This is a genomic window from Streptomyces sp. NPDC024698, from assembly GCF_055559015.1.
Genome location: NZ_JBVHLK010000006.1, coordinates 283,812 through 306,140, shown reverse-complemented (window position 1 = coordinate 306,140; position 22,329 = coordinate 283,812). Strand labels below are relative to the sequence as shown.

The 22,329-nt window shown below is 71.3% G+C and carries 24 protein-coding genes and 1 pseudogene; 14 read left to right on the top strand and 11 right to left on the bottom strand.

All coding sequences use genetic code 11. The features are described from left to right. Positions 1-8: 8 nt before the first annotated feature. Positions 9-854, bottom strand: a complete 846-nt coding sequence (locus ACZ4AA_RS17005) for an NAD(P)H-binding protein (RefSeq protein WP_467601988.1) — start codon at positions 852-854, stop codon at positions 9-11. A 148-nt stretch (positions 855-1,002) separates the two neighbouring features. Between ACZ4AA_RS17005 and ACZ4AA_RS17000 the strand changes: the two genes are divergently transcribed. Continuing rightward, on the top strand, positions 1,003-1,395 hold the full coding sequence (locus tag ACZ4AA_RS17000) for a winged helix-turn-helix transcriptional regulator (protein ID WP_467601985.1): 393 nt from the start codon (positions 1,003-1,005) through the stop codon (positions 1,393-1,395). A gap of 27 nt (positions 1,396-1,422) precedes the next feature. After that, on the top strand, positions 1,423-1,671 hold the full coding sequence (locus tag ACZ4AA_RS16995) for a GNAT family N-acetyltransferase (protein ID WP_467602483.1): 249 nt from the start codon (positions 1,423-1,425) through the stop codon (positions 1,669-1,671). Between the two features lie 88 nt (positions 1,672-1,759). On the opposite strand, the gene ACZ4AA_RS16990 is transcribed toward ACZ4AA_RS16995, so the two are convergent. Beyond that, on the bottom strand, positions 1,760-2,083 hold the full coding sequence (locus ACZ4AA_RS16990; protein WP_467601982.1) for a hypothetical protein: 324 nt from the start codon (positions 2,081-2,083) through the stop codon (positions 1,760-1,762). Positions 2,084-2,406: 323 nt separating this feature from the next. On the opposite strand from ACZ4AA_RS16990, the gene ACZ4AA_RS16985 reads away from it, so the two are divergent. From ACZ4AA_RS16985 to ACZ4AA_RS16975, 3 genes are all read left to right on the top strand, one after another. After that, complete coding sequence (locus tag ACZ4AA_RS16985) at positions 2,407-2,721, top strand: DUF6191 domain-containing protein (RefSeq protein WP_467601979.1); 315 nt, start codon at positions 2,407-2,409, stop codon at positions 2,719-2,721. 10 nt (positions 2,722-2,731) lie between these two features. Beyond that, positions 2,732-3,472, top strand: coding sequence for a VOC family protein (locus tag ACZ4AA_RS16980; protein WP_467601975.1), 741 nt, complete (start codon positions 2,732-2,734; stop codon positions 3,470-3,472). A gap of 159 nt (positions 3,473-3,631) precedes the next feature. Further along, a complete protein-coding gene (locus ACZ4AA_RS16975; RefSeq protein ID WP_467601969.1) occupies positions 3,632-4,846 on the top strand; it encodes a low temperature requirement protein A in 1,215 nt (404 codons plus the stop codon). A 104-nt stretch (positions 4,847-4,950) separates the two neighbouring features. Here ACZ4AA_RS16975 and ACZ4AA_RS16970 read toward each other — a convergent pair whose 3' ends face one another. The 5 genes from ACZ4AA_RS16970 to ACZ4AA_RS16950 all read right to left on the bottom strand — a co-directional run bounded on the left by ACZ4AA_RS16970 (position 4,951) and on the right by ACZ4AA_RS16950 (position 9,018). Continuing rightward, positions 4,951-5,439 carry a hypothetical protein gene (locus ACZ4AA_RS16970; RefSeq protein WP_467601964.1) on the bottom strand — a complete coding sequence of 163 codons (489 nt, stop codon included), beginning with the start codon at positions 5,437-5,439 and terminating at the stop codon, positions 4,951-4,953. Beyond that, positions 5,385-5,609 carry a hypothetical protein gene (locus ACZ4AA_RS16965; protein ID WP_467601961.1) on the bottom strand — a complete coding sequence of 75 codons (225 nt, stop codon included), beginning with the start codon at positions 5,607-5,609 and terminating at the stop codon, positions 5,385-5,387. The genes ACZ4AA_RS16970 and ACZ4AA_RS16965 overlap by 55 nt, the downstream gene beginning before the upstream one ends. Before the next feature lie 221 nt (positions 5,610-5,830). Continuing rightward, positions 5,831-6,397 carry an AMIN-like domain-containing (lipo)protein gene (locus tag ACZ4AA_RS16960; protein ID WP_467601958.1) on the bottom strand — a complete coding sequence of 189 codons (567 nt, stop codon included), beginning with the start codon at positions 6,395-6,397 and terminating at the stop codon, positions 5,831-5,833. Positions 6,398-6,634: 237 nt separating this feature from the next. Beyond that, on the bottom strand, positions 6,635-7,441 hold the full coding sequence (locus ACZ4AA_RS16955; RefSeq protein ID WP_467601955.1) for a maleylpyruvate isomerase family mycothiol-dependent enzyme: 807 nt from the start codon (positions 7,439-7,441) through the stop codon (positions 6,635-6,637). A gap of 38 nt (positions 7,442-7,479) precedes the next feature. Then, positions 7,480-9,018: an MFS transporter gene (locus ACZ4AA_RS16950; protein ID WP_467601952.1), complete on the bottom strand. Its 1,539-nt coding sequence runs from the start codon at positions 9,016-9,018 to the stop codon at positions 7,480-7,482. A gap of 114 nt (positions 9,019-9,132) precedes the next feature. Between ACZ4AA_RS16950 and ACZ4AA_RS16945 the strand changes: the two genes are divergently transcribed. From ACZ4AA_RS16945 to ACZ4AA_RS16930, 4 genes are all read left to right on the top strand, one after another. Continuing rightward, positions 9,133-9,582 (top strand): MarR family winged helix-turn-helix transcriptional regulator, encoded by a 450-nt coding sequence (locus ACZ4AA_RS16945; RefSeq protein WP_467601949.1) that lies wholly within the window; start codon positions 9,133-9,135, stop codon positions 9,580-9,582. A 94-nt stretch (positions 9,583-9,676) separates the two neighbouring features. Next, positions 9,677-10,522: a DUF3626 domain-containing protein gene (locus ACZ4AA_RS16940; protein WP_467601946.1), complete on the top strand. Its 846-nt coding sequence runs from the start codon at positions 9,677-9,679 to the stop codon at positions 10,520-10,522. Between the two features lie 268 nt (positions 10,523-10,790). Continuing rightward, positions 10,791-11,864, top strand: a complete 1,074-nt coding sequence (locus tag ACZ4AA_RS16935; protein ID WP_467601943.1) for a glycoside hydrolase family 19 protein — start codon at positions 10,791-10,793, stop codon at positions 11,862-11,864. Between the two features lie 114 nt (positions 11,865-11,978). After that, on the top strand, positions 11,979-12,560 hold the full coding sequence (locus tag ACZ4AA_RS16930; RefSeq protein ID WP_467601940.1) for a DUF2231 domain-containing protein: 582 nt from the start codon (positions 11,979-11,981) through the stop codon (positions 12,558-12,560). Here ACZ4AA_RS16930 and ACZ4AA_RS16925 read toward each other — a convergent pair. Continuing rightward, a complete protein-coding gene (locus tag ACZ4AA_RS16925; RefSeq protein WP_467601937.1) occupies positions 12,524-13,384 on the bottom strand; it encodes an RNA polymerase sigma factor SigF in 861 nt (286 codons plus the stop codon). The two genes, ACZ4AA_RS16930 and ACZ4AA_RS16925, sit on opposite strands and share 37 nt — an antisense overlap. A 468-nt stretch (positions 13,385-13,852) precedes the next feature. On the opposite strand from ACZ4AA_RS16925, the gene ACZ4AA_RS16920 reads away from it, so the two are divergent. After that, a complete protein-coding gene (locus tag ACZ4AA_RS16920; RefSeq protein WP_467601934.1) occupies positions 13,853-15,376 on the top strand; it encodes a PepSY-associated TM helix domain-containing protein in 1,524 nt (507 codons plus the stop codon). 163 nt (positions 15,377-15,539) lie between these two features. Here ACZ4AA_RS16920 and ACZ4AA_RS16915 read toward each other — a convergent pair whose 3' ends face one another. From ACZ4AA_RS16915 to ACZ4AA_RS16905, 3 genes and pseudogenes are all read right to left on the bottom strand, one after another. Beyond that, the gene (locus tag ACZ4AA_RS16915) at positions 15,540-16,622 is read right to left on the bottom strand and encodes a protein kinase family protein (protein ID WP_467601931.1); all 1,083 of its coding nucleotides are present in this window, start codon (positions 16,620-16,622) and stop codon (positions 15,540-15,542) included. Positions 16,623-16,680: 58 nt separating this feature from the next. Next, positions 16,681-17,109 carry a methyltransferase gene (locus ACZ4AA_RS16910; RefSeq protein ID WP_467601928.1) on the bottom strand — a complete coding sequence of 143 codons (429 nt, stop codon included), beginning with the start codon at positions 17,107-17,109 and terminating at the stop codon, positions 16,681-16,683. A 52-nt stretch (positions 17,110-17,161) separates the two neighbouring features. Further along, positions 17,162-17,287 (bottom strand): annotated as a pseudogene (locus ACZ4AA_RS16905) (methyltransferase); the annotation flags it as partial. Here ACZ4AA_RS16905 and ACZ4AA_RS16900 point away from each other — a divergent pair. The 4 genes from ACZ4AA_RS16900 (at position 17,265) to ACZ4AA_RS16885 (ending at position 22,289) form a co-directional block, all read left to right on the top strand. Next, on the top strand, positions 17,265-17,603 hold the full coding sequence (locus ACZ4AA_RS16900) for a hypothetical protein (RefSeq protein ID WP_467601925.1): 339 nt from the start codon (positions 17,265-17,267) through the stop codon (positions 17,601-17,603). The pseudogene ACZ4AA_RS16905 and the gene ACZ4AA_RS16900 overlap by 23 nt on opposite strands. Beyond that, entirely contained in the window at positions 17,600-18,922 is a 1,323-nt protein-coding gene (locus ACZ4AA_RS16895) for an FAD-binding oxidoreductase (RefSeq protein WP_467601922.1), read from the top strand. The genes ACZ4AA_RS16900 and ACZ4AA_RS16895 overlap by 4 nt, the downstream gene beginning before the upstream one ends. A gap of 29 nt (positions 18,923-18,951) precedes the next feature. Continuing rightward, a complete protein-coding gene (locus ACZ4AA_RS16890) occupies positions 18,952-20,883 on the top strand; it encodes a SpoIIE family protein phosphatase (RefSeq protein WP_467601919.1) in 1,932 nt (643 codons plus the stop codon). Between the two features lie 104 nt (positions 20,884-20,987). Further along, the gene (locus ACZ4AA_RS16885) at positions 20,988-22,289 is read left to right on the top strand and encodes a Rieske 2Fe-2S domain-containing protein (RefSeq protein WP_467601916.1); all 1,302 of its coding nucleotides are present in this window, start codon (positions 20,988-20,990) and stop codon (positions 22,287-22,289) included. Positions 22,290-22,329: the final 40 nt, after the last annotated feature.

The following is a 22,329-nucleotide window of genomic DNA, read 5'->3' as shown; positions in this document are numbered from 1 at the left end:
CGCGGGGGTCACCGGAAGGCGGCGATGTGGCGCTGAGCCCAGTCGGCGAAGGTCCGGGGCGCGCGGCCGAGGACCCGCTCGACATCGGGGCTGACGCGCTGTTCCGCGGGGGTGGGCTCGCCGAGGATGGACAGCGTCGTGGCGACCACCGGCTCCGGCATGAACCGGAGCATCTGCGCACGGGCCTCGTCCGGGGTCTGCTCGATGAACCGGACCGGCTCGCCGAGCGCGTCGGCGATCGCCTCGGCAGCCTGCCGGGGCGTGTTCGGCACCGGCCCGGTCAGCTCGTAGATCCGTCCGGCGTGGCCGTCCTCCCGCAAAACGGCGGCGGCGACCTCCGCGATGTCGTCCGGGTCGACCGTCGGGAGGCCGACGTCGGCGAACGGAGCGGCGACGGTCCGGTCGGCGCGGACCGACTCGGCCCAGGCGTAGGCGTTGGAGTCGAAGCCTCCGGGCCGCAGGATCGTCCAGTCCAGGCCCGACTGCCGTACGGCGTCCTCGATGGCACGCGTCGTGTCCCCGTGCGAGGCCGACCCGGGCCGGGTCGCGACTCCCTGGGAGGACAGCAGGACGACACGGCCGATGCCGCCGGCCTTGGCGACGTCGAGGATGTCCCGCGGGCTCAACCGATGAGCGCTGGGGCCCCCGTTCTGGAGGAACAGCGCTTCGGCCCCGTCGAACACCGGGCGCAGGCTCTCGGGATCGGCCAGGTCCGCCCGCGCGTACGCGACGCCGTCCGGTACGTCCGCCGCCGAGATCCCCCTGGATGTCGCGGCCACCCGAACCCCGGCTGCCGTGAGGATCCTCACCAGCGACCTACCGACGTTGCCGGTTGCCCCCGTCACTACGAGCATGAACAACTCCCGTGTCTTTTCAGTGTGGTTGTCCCGCACGATCGGACGGGACCCGCCGCGGAGAGCTGCTCTCCGGGCGACACGGGGACGCTAACACCGCCGATATAGTAGGTACCTAGAGGAAAGTGACTACCCCGAGGGGGCGTACGTGGCCGACAGCACCGACCGGGTCTTGGATGCCGCGACCGACCCGGAACTCGCCTGTCCCACCAGCGCGGTCGTGGACATCGTGTTCAGCCGGTGGACCACCCCGGTCCTGTGGACGCTCAACACCCACGGCCGACTGCGTTTCGTCGAACTGGAACGGCGGATCGGCACGATCACGCCGAAGGTGCTGACCCAGCGGCTGCGGCAGCTGGAACGCGACGGCATGGTCCTGCGCACCTATCACCCGGAAGTCCCGCCCAGGGTCGAGTACGAGATCACCGATCTCGGCCGCAGCCTGGCCCCGCTCTTCGCCCACCTCGCGGGCTGGGCCGCCACCAACCTGGACAGGGTCGAACGGGCCCGACTCGACTACGACACCGATCCACCCCGCTAGGGGCCCGTCGAAGCGGCCGCGTGCTGGATCGTCGGTCTCGCGGTCAACCCGGCCGAGCAAGGCATGGGCGTGGGACGGCAGTTGATGCGGGAGACGCTCAAGTCCCCGCGTACCGCCGGGACAGGGACCGTTCTCCTGTGGGTGGAGCCGGCCAACGACCACGCCATGGCGCTCTACGCATCCCTGGGGTTCGTCCGTGACCCCGCGGGCACGCGCCCCGACCACTTCGGCCCGGGCGCCGACCGCCTCCTCATGTCGTTGACGCCGAGCGACTGAAGCACACGGCCGGCCGAGGCGGACGACCGTCGCACCGACGGTCGTCGCCCGGCCCGGCCGCCGTGCCCGGCGGGTGCCTCCTCCCCCGCTAGGACACCGACGGTCCCTCGGCCTCGCGTCGCCTGGCGGCCAGCGCCTTCCCCAGCACCTTGTCCCGGAACGGGTTCGCGGGACTCAGGGCCGCCGCCACGGCCACCGCCTCGTCCAGCAGAGCCAGCCGCCGCTCAGGCAGGTCCCGCACCAAGGGGGAGGCGCTCGCCTCCACCAGTACGTACGCCAGCTTCGACCCGTAGGCCTCCGGCTCGACCGGTGTCAGGATCCGGTAGATCCACAGTCCCTTCCCACCCCGCACCACCCGCACGTTGGCGCTCAGCAGCATGACCCTCGCCCGCATGACCATGTCCTGATCCATCGATCCCCCTTCGCTCCACCACCCCCGGCCCGCCCCGTCACCCGACGGGACAGCACAACGAGCGCACCGGCAGCCCGAGTCGGGTGCCGGCACGTACGCCGGTGGATGGATGACGACGAGTCTGCGGGCAGGCCGGTGCCCGTGCCAAGGTCAAACGGACGTGCGCTCCGTCCTACCGCGAACGCCCCCCGAGCAGGCATGATGGACCTGACACTCTTCCCGGCCGCCCGCGTCACGGCCAGCGCCTCACCACGGGGTCACGGGAGCGATCCGGACTCCCGCCCGGCGGTGACACCGCCCGCTCCGGCCGGAATACTGCGGACATGGCATTCCTCGTCTTCATGACCCTGCCCGGACTGGTCATCCTGCTGACGGCGCTGTCCTTCGTCGATCAGCTGTTGCTGCGTGCGAGCAAGGCCGGTGTCCTTCCCTGGCGCAACTCGGCACGTCAGGGTCAGATCTCGGCGACCGGGTTCGAGCAGCTGCACGCGAGCCTCTCGCCCGGCAAGCAGTCCGAGCTGAAGGAACGCCAGTCGGCCCTGCTGCTGCGCGACGACGAGGAGGACGGGGCCCCGCCGAACCGGACGACGGTGGATCTCGACGGAGGAATCGCGGTCGTCCGGCTGCCTGCCGCATAGGATCGCCGGCATGGCACTGCGACCCGCTCATGTCATCGTCAAGGCGCGCGACAGCGCGGCGGTCGGCCGGTTCTGGGCGCAGGCGCTCGGCTGGAGCGCGTACAGCCCCGGCGTGACGACGTACGTCGGGCCTCCCGGCGGCCTCGTCTGGCCGGACCCGGTCTTCCTCGGCCTCGATGTCGTGCCGGTGCCGGAGCCCAAGACGGCGACGAAGAACCGGGTGCACCTCGATCTCGCCACGACCTCCGCGGCCCATCAGGCGGAGCTGACCGAGCGCCTGAGGACGCTCGGCGCGACGCCCGTCTACGTGGGCCAGGGCGACGTGCCGTGGACGGTCCTCGCCGACCCGGAGGGCAACGAGTTCTGCGTGCTGGAGCCTCGCGAGGTCTACCGTGACACGGGGCCGGTCGCGGCGGTGGTCGTCGACTGCGTCGATCCGCGGGCCATGGCCCGGTTCTGGGGCGAAGCGACGGACTGGACCCTGCACGAGGTGGCCGACGATCACGCGACCCTGCGCTCCGGCAAGGGAGTCGGCCCGTATCTCGAATTCCTGCGCACCCCCGACGTGAAGACGGTGCCGGACCGCCTCCACCTCGACCTGCTGCCGTATCCGGGCGACGTCAAGGAGATGGAGGTGGCCCGGCTGCGGACGCTCGGCGCCACCGACCTCGACATCGGCCAGGGCGACACCCCTTGGACCTGTCTGACCGACCCCGAGGGCCACGAGTTCTGCGTCCTCGACCCGCACTGACACATCACGCCGCTGGCGGTGACAGCGAGGGTGGGCGCCGCCGCTTGGCTAATGTGGGCGGTTCCTCGGCGCGATGCGCGCGACGGTCCGGCGGACGGCGCGGGCACCTCGTACGACCGGGGAACGCCCCGATGTCTTGGTGAGAGCACAGGGACTGGTGTGAACGAGGTGACGCCCGCAATTCCCGCGTCGGGAGAGGAACGGCATGCCACCTGGCTGGAGCTGTTCTTCGACCTGGTAGCCGTGGCCGGCGTGGCCCAGATCGCGCATCTGCTGCACGGTGAACCCGGCGCCGCCGATCTCGGGCTGTACGTCCTGCTGTTCCTGGCGTTCTGGACCGCGTGGATCTGTTTCACGCTGTACGGGAACGTGGCGGGAGAGCGCACGCACACCCGCACGGTGCTGGCCGCGATGTTCGGCATGGCCGTCATGGCAGCCGCCGTGCCCGGCGTCCACGCCGGCGAGGACGGCCAGGCCAGGGCCCTGGCGCTCGCCTACGTCGTGGTCCGCTTCCTCGCCAACGGGGCCTGGCGGCATCGCCGGGAGATCCTCGCGGACTGGCCGGCCGCGCAGATGTCCCTGGGCGTGATCCCGTGGATCGTCTCCCTGTGGGCGCACGAACCCGCCCGCTACTGGCTCTGGGCCCTGGGCATCGCCCTCGACCTGTACGTCACGTTCACCGTCTCCGCGCGCGACATCATCGAGGCCCGGCGAGCACACGACCGGCGCGAGGAGACCCGCTCCCGGCGCCGCGAGGCCGTCCTGCCCGTGTCGGTGGCCGCGCCGGACGCCGACCACCTGAGCGAGCGGCTCGGCCTGTTCGTGATCATCGTGCTCGGTGAGGGCGTCGCCCAGATGATCGAGGCCGCGTCCGAGGCCCCGTGGAACAGACGGCTCTACGGCCTCGCCACCGCCGCGTTCTTCCTCCTGGTCGCCCTGTGGTCACTGTCCTTCCGGCACGGCTACGCGGGGGTCCCCTACCTCACCGCACGGTCCCTGCCCGCCCGGGCGGCGCTCCCCCTGCACTGCTTCGTGTCCGGCTGTCTGGCGGCTCTCGCGGCCGGTCTCGGCGCGGCGGCGGAGCACCTGGAGACGCTGCCCGACAGCACACGATGGCTGTTGTGCTCCTCGCTCGCCGGGTACTTCCTGCTCACCGGAGTCGCCGCGCCACGGCAGCCCGTCGGTGCCCGGCGCCGGCTGCTGCTCTCCGTCGTCCTGCCGTGCGCCGCAGTGCCGCTGCTGATCGCCGGGTTCGGCGCGGAACTCGGAACGGTGGCCGTGGTCTGGCTGCTCGTCGCGGTCACGCTCTGGCCCACGTTCTACGAGAGCCGGCGCGCCGGACATCGTGAGCCGGACCCTCGACCGGGCACCTGAGCTCCGTACAGGCCCCCGCCCCGGCATCCACCACCAAGGCGCCCACCGGGTCGGGTCACCGGGCCACCGGGCCACCGGGCCACCGGGCCACCGGGCCACCGGGATCAGCCTCCCGCGGCGGCTCGGGACGAGGACGGCTGGTCCGTGTCGCCGTGCCAGGTGGGCCAGCCGAGCAGCCGGGGCCGCTCGGTGACCCAGGCACGGGAGTCCTCGCCGATCTCCTCGTCGATCAGGCGCTCCAGCAGTGCGCTGTACCGGCCGACGAGTTCGTCGTGGGCGGGGTCGGCGGCCAGGTTGCGCAGCTCGGCGGGGTCCTCCTTACGGTCGTAGAGGACGACGTCGTTGTCGGCGCGGAGTTCGTCGAGAGTCGTCGGCCGGTTCGGGGAGAGCGGGGCGAAGTAGCGGCCGAACGAGTACCGGTGATCCATGCAGGCGCGCAGGAACCCGCGCTTGCTCCAGTCGGGGCGCAGGTCCCCGGCGGCGACGCGCCCGGGGGCGTCTGGGTCGGCGAACTCGAACCAGAAGGAGGCGTCGAGCATCATGATCGACTCGATGGCCGCGAGGACGCCCTCGCGGACCGGCTCGCCGTGCAACGCCGGTACGAGGGAACGGCCCTTGAGGCGGTGTAGTAGCGGTCGAAGGTGACGTCCCGGGCGGCGATGCGGTCCCTGGCCGGCAGGGTGTATCCCTGGGCGCGGGGCAGGACCGCGCGTTCCTCGTCCGTGACGATCAGCAGGATGTTGGGACGACGTGTCCTGGCCATCTGTCCTCCGACCCGGTCGACCCGCACCGGTCACGGTGGCGGACGGCATGAACCGATCTGTTCCGGTTCGAATGTAGGCATGCCGTGGGCGCGCTGCCGAGGTGGGCGCGGCGATGACGACCGAGTGGGTGACGCGGGGGCGGCGACCGCCACGAGCCGGGCGGTCGCCACGTACACGGCTACCGCCGTGTGTCACCGTCCCGTATGCGGAAGACGCTCACTCACCAGGAGTGCGCGACATCGATCACCAGACGCCCGGAGAGCTGGGTCACCCGGAACGGCAGCCGGGCCCGTACTCCGAGTCCCACCTGGGTGACGCCCTCGAAGCTGGCTCCGAACTTCGCGTCCCGGAAGGTCTGGTAGCCGGTCAGGTCGACGCCCGGAAGGGGTTGGCCGCCACGCCCCGGGTAGGTCGCGGCGTTGGTCTCCGGGTCGTACGAGGGGGCGGACACCAGGATCTCGATGATCGCCCCGCCGGAGACCGGTATGAGGATGTTCGACGGGTCCTGGTGGAAGGCGTCGACGTAGTGCACGGTGTACCCGATCCCCGTGGTGCCTGCGGTGGGCACGTCCAGGACCATGCGGTCGTAGCAGTCGTGCCGGCCGGTCCTGATGTCGGTCAGCGACCCGTCGTCGGTGTCGGCCGCCGTCTTCGCGAGGCTGCCCCAGCCGGTCGGACAGGTGACCGTCGTCGTGGCCGCGCCCGCTGTCGTGGGCACGGCCACGACCAGGCCCGCGCCCGCCATGGTCAGGGCGGCCAGCACCGCCATGGATCGTCTCGTACGCATGGGGTTCCCCTTTGTTCCGCGGCTCTCTGTGGGCCTGCCATGTACGACATGACGGTCAAGGTTTTGGTTGTACGGACCGCCCCGGAACGGGACCACTTCACCCGTGCCGCCGACGACCCACCGCGCCCCCGAAGAGCCCCGCCCCCTCGGCGGGCGGGAACCGTCGCCGGGTGCGAACGGCACGCGTTCGCACCCGCCCCGACGGTTCTCCGCCCACCGACTCCGCCAACTCGTCTGTCAGAAGGCAGAGTTGTCGAACCAGAGGGTCAGCAGGTCCTCGTCCCCGTCGCAGGTGACGGTCCCGGCGTCGCGCCGGATGCGGCCGTAGACGAGCAGCAACAGGTCGGCTGCCGTTCCCCGGACGGTCGCCTCCGCGGTTCCGGCCGCCGCGCCGGACACGTCGGGCCCGAAGCCGTCGAGCCCGAAGCCGTCGGGCCGCAGCCGGACCAGCCAGTCGCCGTCTCCGTCGGTCGCCCGGAAGCGGATGGTCCGGTCGGGACCGCGCAGGTTGGCGACGTCGGGTGCGAAGGAGGTGGCGAACGGCAGGTTGACGAGGAACTCGTCGATGCCGTCGACCGCGAGCGCGCGGTCGACGGTGGGCCGCAGGCCGAGCGCCACCTCGGCGTCGATCCGGTGCAGCAGGGTCTCGAAGAGCATCCGCCGGGCCCAGAAACGGGCGTGCTGGTCGACGCCCCAGGCCCACATGGGGAGGTTCGGGTCGGTGGCCGCGAAGGCCTCCGCCGCCACCGTGGCGCTCTCGGCCAGCCAGTCGGCGTAGCCGTCCCACCGTTCCGGAAGGCGCAGGTCGACGTCACGCGATCGCGGGGGTTCCTGAACACGGGCGTGCAGGAGGGCCGAGAACCAGCGCTGGACACTGCCGGTGTGCTTGACCAGGTCGGCCAGCGTCCAGCCGGGGCAACTCGGCACCGGGGTCGTCGAGTCGGCGTTGTCGAGCGCCGCGACGAACCGGGCGGTCTGCGCCGTGATCGCCGCACGGTGGTCGACCGGGGTCGCCGTCTGTGCGCCGTTGTCCGGGGACTTCATCGATCGGGTGCCTTTCTACGAGGGGAACGAGGGCCTGGTCAGGCGGACTTGGCCTCGGATCCGGCCGCCGCGAGCTCCGCGGGCTCGGGCGTGGTGGACTCCGGCGCCGTGGGTTCCGGCGCGGCGGACTCGCGGACGACGGCCGTACGAGGGGCGTGCGCCGCCTTGAGTCCGACGAGGGCGACGACGGCGACCAGGATGAACGCCGCTCCGGCGATGGCGAAGCTCAGCGTGAACTGGCTCTCCTGCGGCAGGGCGGGCATGCCGGCCGGCAGCCGTACGGTCTTGGACGCGAGCAGCGAGGTGATCACCGCGCTCGCGACGGCGCTGCCGACGGAGCGGGAGATGGAGTTGATGCCGTTGGCGATGCCGGTCTGGTGCGCCGGGACGCCGGCGACGATGAGGGCCGGCATGGAGGCGTAGCCGAAGCTGATCGCCAGACCGATGAGCATGCCCGCGCTGATGACGGACGCGCTGGTGTCATGGGCGGCGGTCAGCCAGGCGAAGCCGAGCACTCCGAAGCAGGCGCCCGCCGCGAGCGTGACGCGTGCGCCGAGCCTGCGCACCAGGACTCCGCCGAACTGGGCGCCGACGAGGGAGACGAGCGTGGTCGGCAGCAGGTACACGACGGAGGCGGCGAGCACGGAGGCGCCGAAGCCGTAGCCGACGAGGCGGTCCGGCATCTGCACGAGGTACGAGACGCCGATGAACTGGGTGAACATCGCGAAGCCCAGCAGCAGTCCGGCCAGGTTGGTGAAGAGCACGGGCCGGTGGACGAACATCTTCATGTCCACCATGGGTTCCTTGACCCGGTTCTCGGTCAGCACCCACACGCCCGCCATGACGACGGCACCGGCGAAGCTGCCGAGGGTGCGGCCGGACGTCCAGCCCCACTCGTGGCCCTGAGAGATGGGCAGCAGCAGGAGCACCAGCAGCATGCCGAGGGTCAGCGCGCCGAGCCAGTCCGTCCGCCCGCCCGTCTTCGTCCGGGAGGCGGGCACGGCGACCAGGACGCCGATCAGGGCCACCACGGCGAGCACGACCGCCAGCCAGAAGGGCCGGTGGTAGTCGGGGTGGGAGCCCTGGGTGAGGAGGCCGGCGCCGACCAGGGCGAGCCCGCTGCCGAACGCGAGTGTGCCGCTGACCAGGGCCATGGCTCCGTGCAGCTTCTCCGGCGCGATCTCCTCGCGCAGGACGGAGAGGGCCAGCGGGAAGATCGCGGTCGCGGCTCCCTGCATCACCCGTCCGACGATCAGCCAGGTCAGCGAGGTGGTGGTGGCGGCGAGCACCGACCCGGCGATCATCACGACCAGCACACCGACGAGCGTGGGCTTCTTGCCGTGCTGGTCACCGAAGCGGCCGAGCAGCGGGGTGAACACGGCGGCGGACAGCAGTGTGGCGGTGGTCACCCAGCTGACGTTCGCCGTGCTGGCCTTCAGGTCGCTCTGGATCATGCCCAGGATCGGGACGACCAGGGTCTGCATCATCGAGACGACCATGGCGGCGAGCCCGAGCACGAGGACGATCCGGGTGTTCCCGGAGGACCTCGGCGACGCCGCTTGCTGTGTGTGAGACACGGAAAGTCTGCCCTAACTAGTTAACAACCTCGATGCTTGAGAACTTCAAGCAATGATCTGACCGTAGCCGTGAATATTTGAGATGGTCAAACTTCCTGGCGTAGGGTGGGTCACATGACAGGAACCAGCGGTGTGGACACGGACCAGCTCATGGAGCTCCTGTCGGTGTCGCTGGGGGCCTACTACGGCGACTTCACGGCGGCCGCGGCGAGCGAGAACCTCACCGCCAGCCAGGGCAAGACGCTCAATGTGCTGCGCCGGGGCCCGGCCGCGATGCGCGCCCTCGCCACCATCCTGACCTGCGACGCCTCCAACATGACGGGGATCATCGACCGGCTGGAGAAGCGCGACCTGGTCCGCCGGGAGCCGAGCCCCACCGACCGGCGCGTCAAGAACGTCGTCCTGACCACCGAGGGCGAACGCGTCATCGAGGTGATCCGCGGAAAGATGGACACCACCCGCGCCGGCCTGGACAGACTCACCGACACGGAACGTGACACGCTCCACACCCTCCTGGAACGCGCCTTCACCTCCCCCTCGCCGGCACCGCACCCCAGCACCTGAGGGCGCCGGCCTCGGGCTGCCTGCATGACGGCGGGGTACAGCGGCAGGCGAAATCCGCGCGCACGGACGACCGTGGCCCGTGCAGACTCCACGCATGTCCACCGATACAGCCGTTCCGGTCACGCAGAGGGCGATGCGGCATGTCGCGGCTTCCTCCAGGGGATACCCGCTCCCGCCCGACCTGCGGGTGACGATGCACTTTCATCCCGACCGAAGCGCGGGAAACCGCCCCGTCCTGGTCCGGATGGCCACCGACGGCGTCTACCGGTCCCAGTTCGTGACAGGCACGAGCAACGGTGGGCTGACCGCCCACCCGGGCGGGGATCGCCGGCGCTGGGAGAGCCGCATCTTCGCCGGAGCCTACGACGACGCCGAGCCTGAACTACGCCCCGTCTACGGTGCGTTGAACTACCGCCGCGATCTTACCGGCGGTGCTCCGCGGTTCGGTTCCTCGCACTTCAGGCTCACCTCCGAGTCGCTCGCACGGGCGACGTTCTGCTACCCGGACAGTTCCGCCGAACCGTCCGACTTCGGTGTCGCCGACCGCTGTTCGCTGGTCGCTCTCGCCGAGGCGGCGGACGCCGACGCCCTCGACGGCCACATCGAGGCACAGATCCACGGACCCGTCCGGCTCGATCGTGACATGGAGGCGCTGGTACTGGACCCCAGCTATCGCGGGACCGAGGTTCACGAGGCGGCGAGGCGTCTGCCGTGCCCCGTCGAGTGGCACCCCGGCTTCCGCCTCGACGTGGCCGAACTGCGGCGCCATCCTCACTATCGAGGCCGGGAGTACGTGGACCTGGGAACCGAGATCGCCGTGGACTCCCTGCTCACCCCCAGGATCATCGGAGACGCAGCCCGCACGGGCCGGTACGAGACACAGGACCTCAAGAAGGTCTGGCACTGTCTGGCGCGGTTCGGGAACCTCGGGGCTCGCTGAGCCGCACGACTCGGCACGCGATGAACTCGCACGGGAGCCAACTGGGCGGACAGACAGGCGTGTTGGGCGGCTCGTGGAGCGCGGTGCCTTTTCGCCAATGTCGGCAACTCGGATTGGTCTACACCTTGACTGGTACAGACCAAGGCGGTTGAGTGTGGCTCCACACCCCCCACGGTCGCCCCGGAGTGCATCGCTCCGCCCTTGTCGGCGTGCGCACAAAGGCTTCGCCTCGCCTTCGTCGCGACCTGTTCCGTGAAGGACTGATCCCTTGTCACAACGCCGTGTGTCTTCCGTGCTGGTCGCGCTGCTGATAGGAACCACCGCACCCGTACTGCTGCCGGCCACGAACGCCTCCGCCGCCTCCTGCGCGAGCTACCCGAGCTGGGTGGCCGGCCAGTCCTACGCCACCGGCAACATCGTCCGGTACACCGACGGCAAGACCTACATCGCCGAGCACGACAACCCCGGCTACGACCCCACCATCAGCACCTGGTACTGGGACCCCTACGCCTGCGACAGCGGCCCGACGAACCCGCCCGGCGGATCCTGCGCGAGCTACCCGGACTGGGTGCCCGGCCGGTCCTACGTCACCGGGAACATCGTCCGGTACACGGACGGAAAGGCCTACATCGCCGAGCACGACAACCCGGGGTACGACCCCACCATCAGCACCTGGTTCTGGGACCCGTACTCCTGCGACGGCGGCTCGACCAACCCCTCCGACGGCTTCGTCGTGAGCGAGGCCCAGTTCAACCAGATGTTCCCGAGCCGGAACTCCTTCTACACGTACAACGGCCTGAAGGCCGCGCTGAGTTCGTTCCCCGGTTTCGCCAACACCGGCAGCGACACCGTCAAGAAGCAGGAGGCGGCGGCGTTCCTCGCGAACGTCAACCACGAGACCGGCGGTCTGGTCTACGTGGTGGAGCAGAACACCGCCAACTACTCGCACTACTGCGACTGGAGCCAGCCCTACGGCTGTCCGGCCGGCCAGTCCGCGTACTACGGGCGCGGGCCGATCCAGCTCAGCTGGAACTTCAACTACAAGGCCGCCGGCGACGCGCTCGGCATCGATCTGCTGGGCAACCCCAACCTCGTCCAGACCGATTCCGCCGTGGCCTGGAAGACCGGCCTCTGGTACTGGAACACGCAGTCGGGCCCGGGCTCCATGACCCCGCACAACGCGATGGTCAACAGCGCCGGATTCGGCCAGACCATCCGCAGCATCAACGGCTCGCTGGAGTGCGACGGCAGGAACCCCGCACAGGTCCAGAGCCGCGTCGACGCCTACCAGCGGTTCACCTCGATCCTCGGCGTCACCCCGGGAGCCAACCTCTCCTGCTGAGCCGAGGCAGGGCAGCCGTCGGCCGCGTAACAGGGTGAACACCTTGGCCGGCGGCTTGCCGCACCACACGACCGGCGGGTGCGGGAGTGCCTTCTCGCCGGGTAGGCGTTGGGCATGAGCGAATACGATTCCGGCGATGCGCCGGACACGCGGACGACTTTCGCGTCCAGCGCCGCTTCGGCCCGATGGCTGTCAGGTCTGGCCCGCGTCGAGCAGTCGACGGCGGCGGACCCCGTGATCCGGATGCTCCAGCGGGGAATCCGCTCGCTGCCACTGGGTGCGGCCCGCGATCTGCTGCGCGGCCGGCCGCTGGGCCATCCGGTGCATCCCGTCCTGGTGCAGGTCCCGATCGGCTGCTGGCTGTCGGCCGCCGTCATGGACTTCATGCCGGCGGGACAGCGCGCGGCGACGACCCTGACGGCCGTGGGGCTGGCCGGGGTCGCACCGGCGGCCATCAGCGGGTGGGTCGACTGGGCGGACCTGCCGCCCGAGCAGGCGCGCGTCGGACTGGCTCACGCCGTCACGAACGCGGCCGCCGTGGCCTTCTTCGCCGCGTCCCTCACGGCACGGCTCCGCCATCACCGGGCGAAGGGGAGGCTCTGGTCACTGGCCGGCCTGGCGGCGGTCGGCGTCACCGGCGCACTGGGCGGGCACGTGGCCTACCGGCGGTCGGTGGGAGCCTGGCCTGCGGAATAGGAAGAGCGGTCCGGGTCCGGGTCCCAGTCGTCGTCCCTGTCCGTCAGCATCTCCTCCCGCAGCGCGGCACAGCAGCCGCTCAGCAGGCGTGAGACATGCATCTGGGAGACTCCCAGCTCCTCCGCGATGCAGCTTTGTGTCATGTCACGGAAGAACCGGAGGTACAGGATCGTCCGCTCGCGCTCGGGCAGCCTGGCCAGGGCGGGCTTGAGCGCCTCGCGGTCCACGACGAGGTCGAACCCGGAGTCGGGCTCGCCCAGCGCCTCGGCCAGGGAGTATCCGTCGTCGCCGTCGGAGAGCCGGGCGTCCAGCGACAGGGTCGCGAAGCTGTCCAGGGCTTCCAGGCCCACGCGTACGTCGTCCTCGCTGAGCCGCGCGTACTCGGCTATCTCGGCGACACAGGGGTGCCGGTCGGAGTTGGCCGGCGCCAGGTCCTTCAAGGCACCCCGGACCCTGTTACGCGCCTCCTGGACCCGGCGCGGCACGTGCACGGCCCACATGTGGTCGCGGAAGTGTCGCTTGATCTCACCGACGATGGTCGGCACCGCGTAGCTCTCGAAGGCGTTGCCCCGGCCGGGGTCGTACCGGTCCACGGACTTCACCAGGCCCAGGGCGGCGACCTGCGCCAGGTCCTCGACTGATTCCCCCCTGCCCCGGTACTTTCCGGCGATGCGCTCGGCCATCGGCATCCAGGCCCCCACGATCTCCTCGCGCAGAACCTGACGCTCGGGCCCGTCGGGGAGTCCTGACAGGTGCGAGAAGGCGGCGTCGGTGTCGGGGGCGTCGTCATGTCGACGGTGCTGCGTGGTGGCAGTGCAGGTCATGTGCGGACAGCTCCCTCAGGGCTCGCCGACTGGACAGAACACCATGGGGGCGTACACGTTTCGGACACTCCGCGTACTGGAGCGAACGCTCTCACGGACGTGCCTTTTGTCCGAAGCACTGTCCTTCGGGTCCCCGACCTCGGGTGCAATAAACACATATCGGGACATCGTGACTCATGGGTGGCGACCGGTTGTGGAGCGTGACGGCGCCCGGCTGACTTCAGCACCCCTTCCGGAGGGCCCTGCATCACCCCTTCCCGCGAGCCCTTGATCACCGCCCCCCGGTCGGCCCCGTTCACACTTTTCGGATCACCACGGGAACCGGATGGCTCACCCGTCCGACTGCTTCACCGCACGGCCCGCAACGGGCCGTGCGACGGACGCCGTGACCCGGTCGTCGCCCAGGCGTGCCCCGCCGGGCCCGGGGAGCGGCGCCCGGCGCAGCCGACACAGAACGAGGTGGGACCGATGTCCGTCAACTCCGATGCCCCCGACCTGCCCGCCCCGGGCGAGGAGGTCACCGCCCTACCGCAGGGCAGCGACACAGCCGGGGGCGCGGACACCCCGGGCAGGACACCCAGGACACCCAGACCGCCTCAACGGCCCACAGGGTTCGGCCCGTTGCTGGCACGACTGCACTTCTACGCCGGAGTTCTGGTGGCACCGTTCCTGCTCGTGGCGGCGGTGACCGGCCTGCTCTACACCTTCACCCCTCAACTCGACTCGCTCGTCTACGAGAAGGAGCTCGGCGTCGCGCACCAGGCCGACGCCTCCCGGTCCCTGGCCGAACAGGTCGAGGCCGCGCGGGCCAGTCACCCCGAGGGCACGCTGGTCGCCGTTCGTCCCGGAAGCCGGGAGTCGACGACACAGGTGGACTTCGCGCTGCCCGAACTGGGCGAGCGGGCGCACACCGTCTACGTCGACCCGTACACGGGCAAGGTCACCGGACAGCTGACCACCTGGTACGGATCGACGCCGCTGAAGACATGGCTGGACGACCTGCACCGCAACCTGCACCTGGGCACGACCGGCCGCTTCTACTCGGAGATAGCGGCGAGTTGGCTGTGGGTCCTCGTCCTCGGCGGCCTGGTCCTGTGGTGGCGCCGCCAGCGCCGCAACCGGACCGCACGGCGCCTGCTGCTGCCCGACCTCACCGCCGGGAAGGGCGTCCGCCGCACACGCGGCTGGCACGCGGCGACGGGCGTGTGGCTCGCGATCGGCCTGCTGGCCCTCTCCGCGACCGGCCTGACCTGGTCCCGTTTCGCGGGCGATCACTTCGGTGAAGCACTGGAAGCGCTGCGTTCCGGTACGCCCGGGGTGTCCACCGTGCTGCCCGGCGCGGCCGCCGAGGGACAGGGCGGCCATCACCACGGCGACGCGACCGGCTCCCACGCCGGGCGGGGCGTGGACCCCAGGGCCATCGACGGGGTCCTCGACGCGGCCCGGCGCGACGGCCTGTCGGGCCCCGTGGCCATCGGTGTTCCGCAGGAGAGCACGGCCGCCTGGACCGTGTCGCAGACCCGGAATCTGTGGCCGGTCGGCCGCGACAGCGTCGCCGTCGACGCCTCCACCGACAAGGTGGTCGACCGGGTGGACTTCGCGGACTGGCCGGTCCTGGCCAAGCTGACACGCTGGGGCATCAACGCCCATATGGGCACGCTGTTCGGCCTGGTCAACCAGATCCTGCTGGCCGTCCTGGCCATCGGTCTGATCTGCATGACCGTCTGGGGCTATCGCATGTGGTGGCAGCGGCGCCCGACCCGAGCCGACCGCCGCGCCCTTCTCGGCACGCCGCCGGCCCGGGGTGCCTGGCGAGGAATTCCCTACGGGGCCCTGGCGGCCGGAGTCGCGGCCGTCGTCGCACTCGGGTGGGCGCTCCCGCTCTTCGGCTTGCCGCTCGCCGGGTTCCTGGTCGTCGACCTGGTCGTGGGTGCCGTACGACGTCATCGGCAGGTGACGGCGTCCGCGGCCGGGACCGACTCCACAGGCTGAGCCGCAGAGCCCGAGCCCGGCAGACAGGCTGAACCACAGAGTCCGAGCCCGGCGGACCGAGTCTCACGACGCCCTCGCGGCAGGGGATTTGGCGGGGCCGCTCCACCAAGCGGTCCCGCTCACGGCCGAGTTGGCTCTCGAAGGAATCCCTCGACGTGCGGACTCAAGGACTCGCCACGGCCGTTGCGGCGCCCCAGGCCCTCTCGAACTCCGCTGCCGGGTACGGCGTTCGCTTGCTCTCCGTGAGCAGGCGCCGCGCGAACTCGCCCATGGTCGCGGCGGCCCGGGAGTTCCGGTCGATGATCGCGGCGACACCGTCCGGTACGCCGTCGGGACGGCGCCCGGCGATCCACTCGCGCAGGAAGAGCGCGTACTCCTCGTCACCACGTGGACCCGCGGGCAGATGATGGCGCAGCAGATGACGGGCGGTCAGGCAGCGGTCGTAGAGACGGTGGCCGGCGAGGAAGTCCCGCTCGGACGACGTCAGTTCGAAGCCGGAACTCAGCGCGAGCCCGAAGTCCGCGAAGTACACCTGCCGGCCGTCGGTCAGGATGTTGGCGAAGTGGGCGTCGAAATGGACGAATCCGCGTGAGCTCATGAAGGCCGTGCCGCGCGCCAGCGCCTCCTCCGCCCAGAGGTACGCCGACCCTCCGCCGTCTTCCGGCGCGATGGCCCGCCCGTCGTGCAGCCAGTCGGCGAGTGTCCCCGGGATGTGCTCCAGGAAGAGCACCAGAGCGGTCGAGGACCGGCCGATGGCGTCCAGCCGCTCGCGCACGGCCGATGAACCCTCCCAGTGCTCGACCGCCCCCTCGATGCCGCCGAGCGCGTCGGTGAACCCCTCGGGAGGCGAGTCGGGCAGGACGCGCCAGTGGTACATCAGCGGAAAGCCCTCGTACTCGTCGCCGAGCACCCAGTTGGTGGTCATGACGTGCGCGGCCAGCTCGCGCCAGGCCCCGAACCCGGCCGAGCCCACTCCGTACTGGTAGAACATCGGCAGCCCGAAGAGGTTCGCCGTCGACCGCCTGTTCCCGGGGCGCAGTTCGATGTCTGTCAGCGGGACCTTCTTGACGAACACCCGCGTGCCGTCGACGTCCAGTTCCGCCGATCTGCCGCCGATGCCGGACCCGAGCGGTGCGGCGTCGGCCACGGTCCGGCCGAGCTCGCGGTCGCTCAGCAGGGACAGCCGCGTGGACACCCGCCCGTATGCGGCGAGCCGTGTGTCCCGGCACGGTTCCGGGGTGCGCATGGACGGCTCCTCCGTGCCCAGGACCAGGGCTTCGACGATCTCTCGGACGCGGCCGAGCCTATCCAGGCGCCCTCTCCGACGCACCCGCCCTGCGCGCGATGAGCGCCGCGTTCGCCCCGGCGGCGTCCAGTGGCGTCACCGAGATGTCGGTGAAGCCCGCGTCGGTGAGCCACCGCCGGTACTCGCCGTAGATGTAGTTGTGGCCCGAACGCGTCTCGACGAGCATGTTGAGCCCCATCAGCGCCGCCGGGGCGGGGCCGGTCTCGTCGTCGTCGAGGACGAGTTCGCAGATGATCACCGCGCCGCCGTCGGGCAGCGCCACGTGGCACTTCTCCAGCAGCCGGCGCCCGGTCGCCTCGTCCCGGTCGTGCAGGATCATGCTGAGCAGGATCACGTCGTGCCCCGAAGGCAGCGGCTCCTCGGACAGGAAGTCGCCGTCGTGGGTGCCGATCGCGTCCGCCCGGTCCGAGGGCTGCGACCTTGTCACGGGTCATCGCCGTGATGTGCGGCAGATCGAGGACGGTCGCGCCGAGGTGGGGATGGCGACGGCACAGTCCGACGGGGAACGCCCCCGTGCTGCCGCCCACATCGAGCAGTCGGCGGTGCGTGGTGAAGTCGTGGGCGCCGGCCAGAGCCTGTGCGGTGAACGACGACAGGGTGAACATCGCCTCCCAGAACCCTCTTGTGACGAACGACGCCGTGTCCGGCAGCCACACCGTTCTGACCCTGCCGTTGCCCACGGAGCTGCCCGCCACCACCGCCCGCGTCGGTGAGCAACTCATCTTCTTGCAGGAAGGTTTGCCCCCGGGCCTGTACACCACCGCACTCCAGGACGGACCGGCCGCCGCGGCGGCCCGAACCGCACTGCCGGCCTGGTGCGACGACCGACTCGATCGAGGTGCGCCCGCCGAGGGATCGCGCCCCGCAGGCAGCGACATCCATGAGCGGCGAGCGGTGCGCACTCCCCGCTGCATCCGGTGAGCACCGGCTTCAACTGGGGTCTGGGCTCGGGCAGTCCGGTGGAGGACGGCGCCACCGTGCTCGACCTCTCACGGCTCGACCGCGTCCGCGCGATCGATCTCCGGGCGGGCTACGCCGTGGTCGAACCCGGGGTAATCCAGGGCGAGCTGGCCGGACGGCTCGCCGGGACGGAGCGGATGCTCAACCTCACCGGCGCCTCGCAGCACACCAGTGCCCTCGGCAACGTCATGGAACGGGGCGTCGGACTGCACCGGAGCCGCGCGGAGGATCTGGCCGGGCTCGAACTCGTGCTCGCGGGCGGCACGTTCACGCGCTGCTGCTGGTGGCCGGACGAACACTCCGGCACCGTCCAGCCGCACGGCCGGGGCCCCTCCCTCAACCACGTCTTCACCCAGTCCGCGATGGCCGTGGTCACGGCCGCCGTCGTCCGTCTGCTGCCCCGGCCGGAGGAGGTACGCGTTCTGCCGCTGACCTTCGCCGAGGCCGAACTCCCGGCCGCTGTCGACGTCGTGCGCTCCTGGACGGCCCAGCGCCTGATCCCCGCCACGACCAAGATCTACAACCCCGTGGCCGCCCGGACCTACGGGGTCCAGGACCGCTGTCTCGCGCACATCTGCCTCACCGGCGACGCCGGCCTGGTGGCCGCGCGGGCCCGGCTGGTCGCCGAAAGGGTCGGCGGGCGCGACTCACCTTTCGCGCCTGCGCCCCGGCACACCGCCGACGAGCACGTACACCGTGCCTACGCGGGTCTGCCGGACCCCGACGACACCCTCTTCCAGCGCAAGACGGGGTGCTGCGCCCGCTGTCTGGACACCGCCCGGGGCCTGCTGATGTTCCTTCCGGTCATCCCGTTCCGCGGGTCCGTCGTCGCGCGGGCCGCCGAGCTGGTCGCCGCCGCGCTGGAGGGCGGCACGGGGGCGCCCGGCGTCACCATGAACGTGCTCGACACGGACACGATCGACCATGTCGTCACCCTCGGTTTCCCCCCGCGCGACGCGCGTTCCGTCAGCGACGCCCACCGCACGCTCGACCGGCTCCACCGGGCGTTCACCGTAAGGTCATCAGCCCTACCGCCCCGACATCGATCACCCGCTCACCCGCCCCCACGGCGTTCTCCCCGAGCGGATCGGCCGCGCTCTCGACCCGGACGGCGTGTTCGCACGGGGACGGTTCTGAGGGGGGCACGGCGTGGAACGGTCCCCGGTGACCGGCGCCGACGGCGATACTGGAAGGTCCCGGCGGCGGTTCCCCCTCCCGGCCAGGGGAAGGGGACATACCGGGAGCAGCAGGCCCATCGTTGCCGTACGTCAATTGTTTGAGGTCTGCGAGAGCGCTTCGGGAGCGAACTGTGGCGAGGGCGCAAGAGCCGGCTGAGGTCGTGTCCGGGGGCCGGCTGTCGGCTCTGCGGGATACGGGGCTGGCGGACTCGGCGGACGCGGGGATGGACCGGTTCGCCCGGCTCGTGGCCGAGGTGATCGGTGTGCCCATGGCGCTGGTGTCACTGGTGGAGTCCGCGGGCGAGGTGTTCCCGGGCATGGCGGGGCTCGCCGAGCCGTGGGCCCGTACCCGGCGGACGCCGTCGACCCGCTCGCTGGGCCGACTCGTCGTGGCCGCCGGCCGGCCGCTGGTTCTGACCGACACCCGCCAGGACCCCCTGACCAGTGCGAACCCTGCCCTCCGTGACCTCGGCGTCATCGCCTACGTGGGAATGCCGCTCACCGACGGGGCCGGGCACGTGCTGGGGGCGCTGTGCGCGATCGACACCCGTCCGCGGGAGTGGACCGCGCGTGAGCTGTACCTCCTCGACGGCCTGGCAGCGGCGTGCGACGCGGAACTGCGGCTGCGGATCGTCTCGCGCCACCGCGACCGGGCCCGCGCCGATGAGGCGAGGGCACGGGCCGAGACGGAGGACGTCACCCGGCTGCACCGCGCGGCGCTGGAGCGTTCCCGGTTGCTGCTGCGGGCCGCGGACGCGCTGGCCGACACCACGGGCCTGGCCGATGTCCGTGAGCAGGTGCGGGACCTGGTCAGCAGCGATCTCAAGCCCGCGTACGTAGGGCTGGTGCTCGTCGAGGGAGGCACCACCAAGCGGCTGCGGCGCATGGTCGACGTGATGGGCAGTACACCGATGGAGCGCACCTACGAGACCTACACCCTGGATGCCGCATGGCCGACCGCGCGGGCGGCCCGGGAGAACCGGACGATCACCATCACGGACACGGCGCAGCTGGAGCGCGACTACGCGCCCGAGGCGGTCGAGACGTTCAAGGCTCTGGGACTGCGGACCGCGGTGTGCGTACCCCTGCCGGGCACGGTTCTCCCGCTGGGCACGCTGGTACTGGGCTGGGACCACGGGCACGAGATCGACATCGTGGAGCAGGCGGTGCTCGCCTCGTTGGCCGGGTACACGGCGCGGGCGGTGGAACGGGCTCTGTTCGTGGACAACCGTGTCGACGCGGCCCGGGCGATGCAGGAGGCCCTGCTCACCGAGGTCCCCTCGGTGCCGCATCTGGATCTCGCGGCGCTCTACCGGGCCGCCGCGCGGACGGATCTGGTCGGGGGCGACTGGTACGACGCCTATCTGCTGCCCACCGCGGCCGAGGGCGGGGAGGACGCGGCCTCCCCGGCCGTACTGGCCCTGTCCGTCGGGGACGTCACCGGCCACGACATGACGGCGGCCACCCTCATGGGCCAGGTCCGCAGCATGCTCCGCCAGGCGGATCTCGACCACGCCGGCGAGGGTCCGGCCCGGGCGGTCAGCGCGCTGGAGCACGCCAACGCCGCCCTGCGTCTCGACGCCAGCGGCACCCTCGTCCACGCTCATCTGCGTCCCTGCCCCGCGGCCGGGGCGGGCAGCTGGGAACTGACCTGGACGAACGCCGGACACCCGCCCCCGCTCGTCGTACGGCCCGACGGGTCCGTCGAGCGGCTCACCCGGCACGACATCATGCTCGTCCCCGGGCTGGACGCACCGCCGCGGGGCGAGGACCGGTTGCTCCTGACGCCCGGCAGTCTGCTGCTGCTGTACACCGACGGGCTGGTCGAGCACCGCGCACGGGACATGGACCGGGCCATCGACGCGGCCGGCCGCCTGCTGGCAGCTCATGCGGGCCGTTCCCTCGACACCCTGCTGAGCGAGATCGCGGACCGGATCGCCGGCCCCGACGCCAGGGACGACATCGCCCTGCTCGCGGTACGCGTCCCGGCCGTCGCGGGCCACGACGGCCGGCGGCCTCCGGCCGGACCCGGCGCGGTCACACCAACGCACTCCCGCGGTTGACGGGCGTCGTGCTCGCGGTGACGGTTGGAAGGTGGAGCCCGGCCGCGCGGTCTCCCCGCCCGTACGACGCGGACCCGCACCCCGAGGGCAAGGGAGCACCGCTCATGACCGAGGCCCGGCACGACCGCCCCGGACCTGACCAGCACTCCGCCTCCCGCCCGGAGGACCCGGTGCCGCGCCACTCCGACAGCCGTCCGGCGACCCGGCCCGACGCGGTCTCCGACCTCCGCCGGGTGGGCATCTCCCCCGATCACTGGTATCCGGTGGCGACCTCGCGCAAGGTACGGCGCAACCGTACGTTCGCGGCCGTCTTCGCGGGTGAGCGGATCGTGCTGTACCGGGGGCGCAGCGGTGCCGTGCACGCGCTGGAGGACCGTTGCGCGCATCGGCAGGTGCCGCTGAGCATGGGAGTGGTCGAGGGCGACATCCTGCGGTGCTGCTATCACGCGTGGGCCTACCGGGGCGACGGGCGCATCTCGCAGATCCCGTATCTGCCCAAGGGCTGTGAGCGGCCGCCGCGCGGGGTGCGCTCGTATCCGGTCCGCGAGGCCTACGGCCTGGTGTTCGTGTTCCCCGGTGACCCGGCGCTCGCCGAGGACGCGCCGTTCCCGTTCCTGCCCGAGTACCACTCGGCCGCCCACCGGACCATGACGTTCTCCCGGAGCGTGCGGTGCCACTACTCGTTCATGCACGAGAACCTGCTCGACATGAACCACCAGTTCCTGCACCGCAGCGTGCTCGGCAGGATCAGGCCGGAACTGCTGGGGTACGACGCCGGGCCACGGCATGTGGAGGCCCGCTATCTCTTCGTCCCGGCCGGAGGGCGCAAGGACCGGGGCGCGGGACTGCTGTCAGCGGAGGGGTTCGGGGGCGCGGACCGGCCCGACGTCATCACGATCCGCACCGAGTACCCGTACCAGACGCTTCGGGACGTCCCCGAGGGCAGCGACCTGCCGGTGTTCTCCCTCTGGGCCGCCTACGTGCCCGAGGACGCGGAGCAGCGGGTCAATCACGCCTACGGTCTGCTCACGATCGCGAAGCCCTCGGTGCCCGGGGCACTGCATGTGGCCTGGCCGCTCATCCGCCGTTTCACCGAGCGGGTCTTCGCCCAGGACCGTACGGCGGTCGAGGCCGAACAGCGTGCCTGGGACGAGCAGGGCGGGGACCACAACCACGAGGTGTTCCCGCTGATCCTCGACCTCCGTGACGTCCTGCGCGACAACGGCGTACCGCTGCGTCCGCGGGCTGCGTCCGGATGCGCGCCGTGCGGGATGGCAGGACCCGCGCGCCCCGCCGGCCCGCTCGTGGGCGACGCCGGTACGACGGGTCCCGCAGGTGTCACGGAACCTGCCGGGCCCTCGCAGTCCGCCGGCCCGGCGGTGGAGGGCGCCGGCAGACCCGAGTAGGTTCCCCGGCCTGTCGGTGCGCGCCGCTCTCCCGTGGCCC

Coding starts and splice junctions, on each gene's coding strand:
- ACZ4AA_RS16955 (WP_467601955.1), bottom strand. CDS start 7,441: ATGAAGTCCCCGGACAACGGCGCACAGACGGCGACCCCGGTCGACCAC.
- ACZ4AA_RS16980 (WP_467601975.1), top strand. CDS start 2,732: ATGGCACTGCGACCCGCTCATGTCATCGTCAAGGCGCGCGACAGCGCG.
- ACZ4AA_RS16930 (WP_467601940.1), top strand. CDS start 11,979: ATGAGCGAATACGATTCCGGCGATGCGCCGGACACGCGGACGACTTTC.
- ACZ4AA_RS16945 (WP_467601949.1), top strand. CDS start 9,133: ATGACAGGAACCAGCGGTGTGGACACGGACCAGCTCATGGAGCTCCTG.
- ACZ4AA_RS16920 (WP_467601934.1), top strand. CDS start 13,853: ATGTCCGTCAACTCCGATGCCCCCGACCTGCCCGCCCCGGGCGAGGAG.
- ACZ4AA_RS16915 (WP_467601931.1), bottom strand. CDS start 16,622: ATGCGCACCCCGGAACCGTGCCGGGACACACGGCTCGCCGCATACGGG.
- ACZ4AA_RS16965 (WP_467601961.1), bottom strand. CDS start 5,609: ATGGCCAGGACACGTCGTCCCAACATCCTGCTGATCGTCACGGACGAG.
- ACZ4AA_RS16940 (WP_467601946.1), top strand. CDS start 9,677: ATGTCCACCGATACAGCCGTTCCGGTCACGCAGAGGGCGATGCGGCAT.
- ACZ4AA_RS16925 (WP_467601937.1), bottom strand. CDS start 13,384: ATGACCTGCACTGCCACCACGCAGCACCGTCGACATGACGACGCCCCC.
- ACZ4AA_RS16985 (WP_467601979.1), top strand. CDS start 2,407: ATGGCATTCCTCGTCTTCATGACCCTGCCCGGACTGGTCATCCTGCTG.
- ACZ4AA_RS16885 (WP_467601916.1), top strand. CDS start 20,988: ATGACCGAGGCCCGGCACGACCGCCCCGGACCTGACCAGCACTCCGCC.
- ACZ4AA_RS16990 (WP_467601982.1), bottom strand. CDS start 2,083: ATGGATCAGGACATGGTCATGCGGGCGAGGGTCATGCTGCTGAGCGCC.
- ACZ4AA_RS16960 (WP_467601958.1), bottom strand. CDS start 6,397: ATGCGTACGAGACGATCCATGGCGGTGCTGGCCGCCCTGACCATGGCG.
- ACZ4AA_RS17005 (WP_467601988.1), bottom strand. CDS start 854: ATGCTCGTAGTGACGGGGGCAACCGGCAACGTCGGTAGGTCGCTGGTG.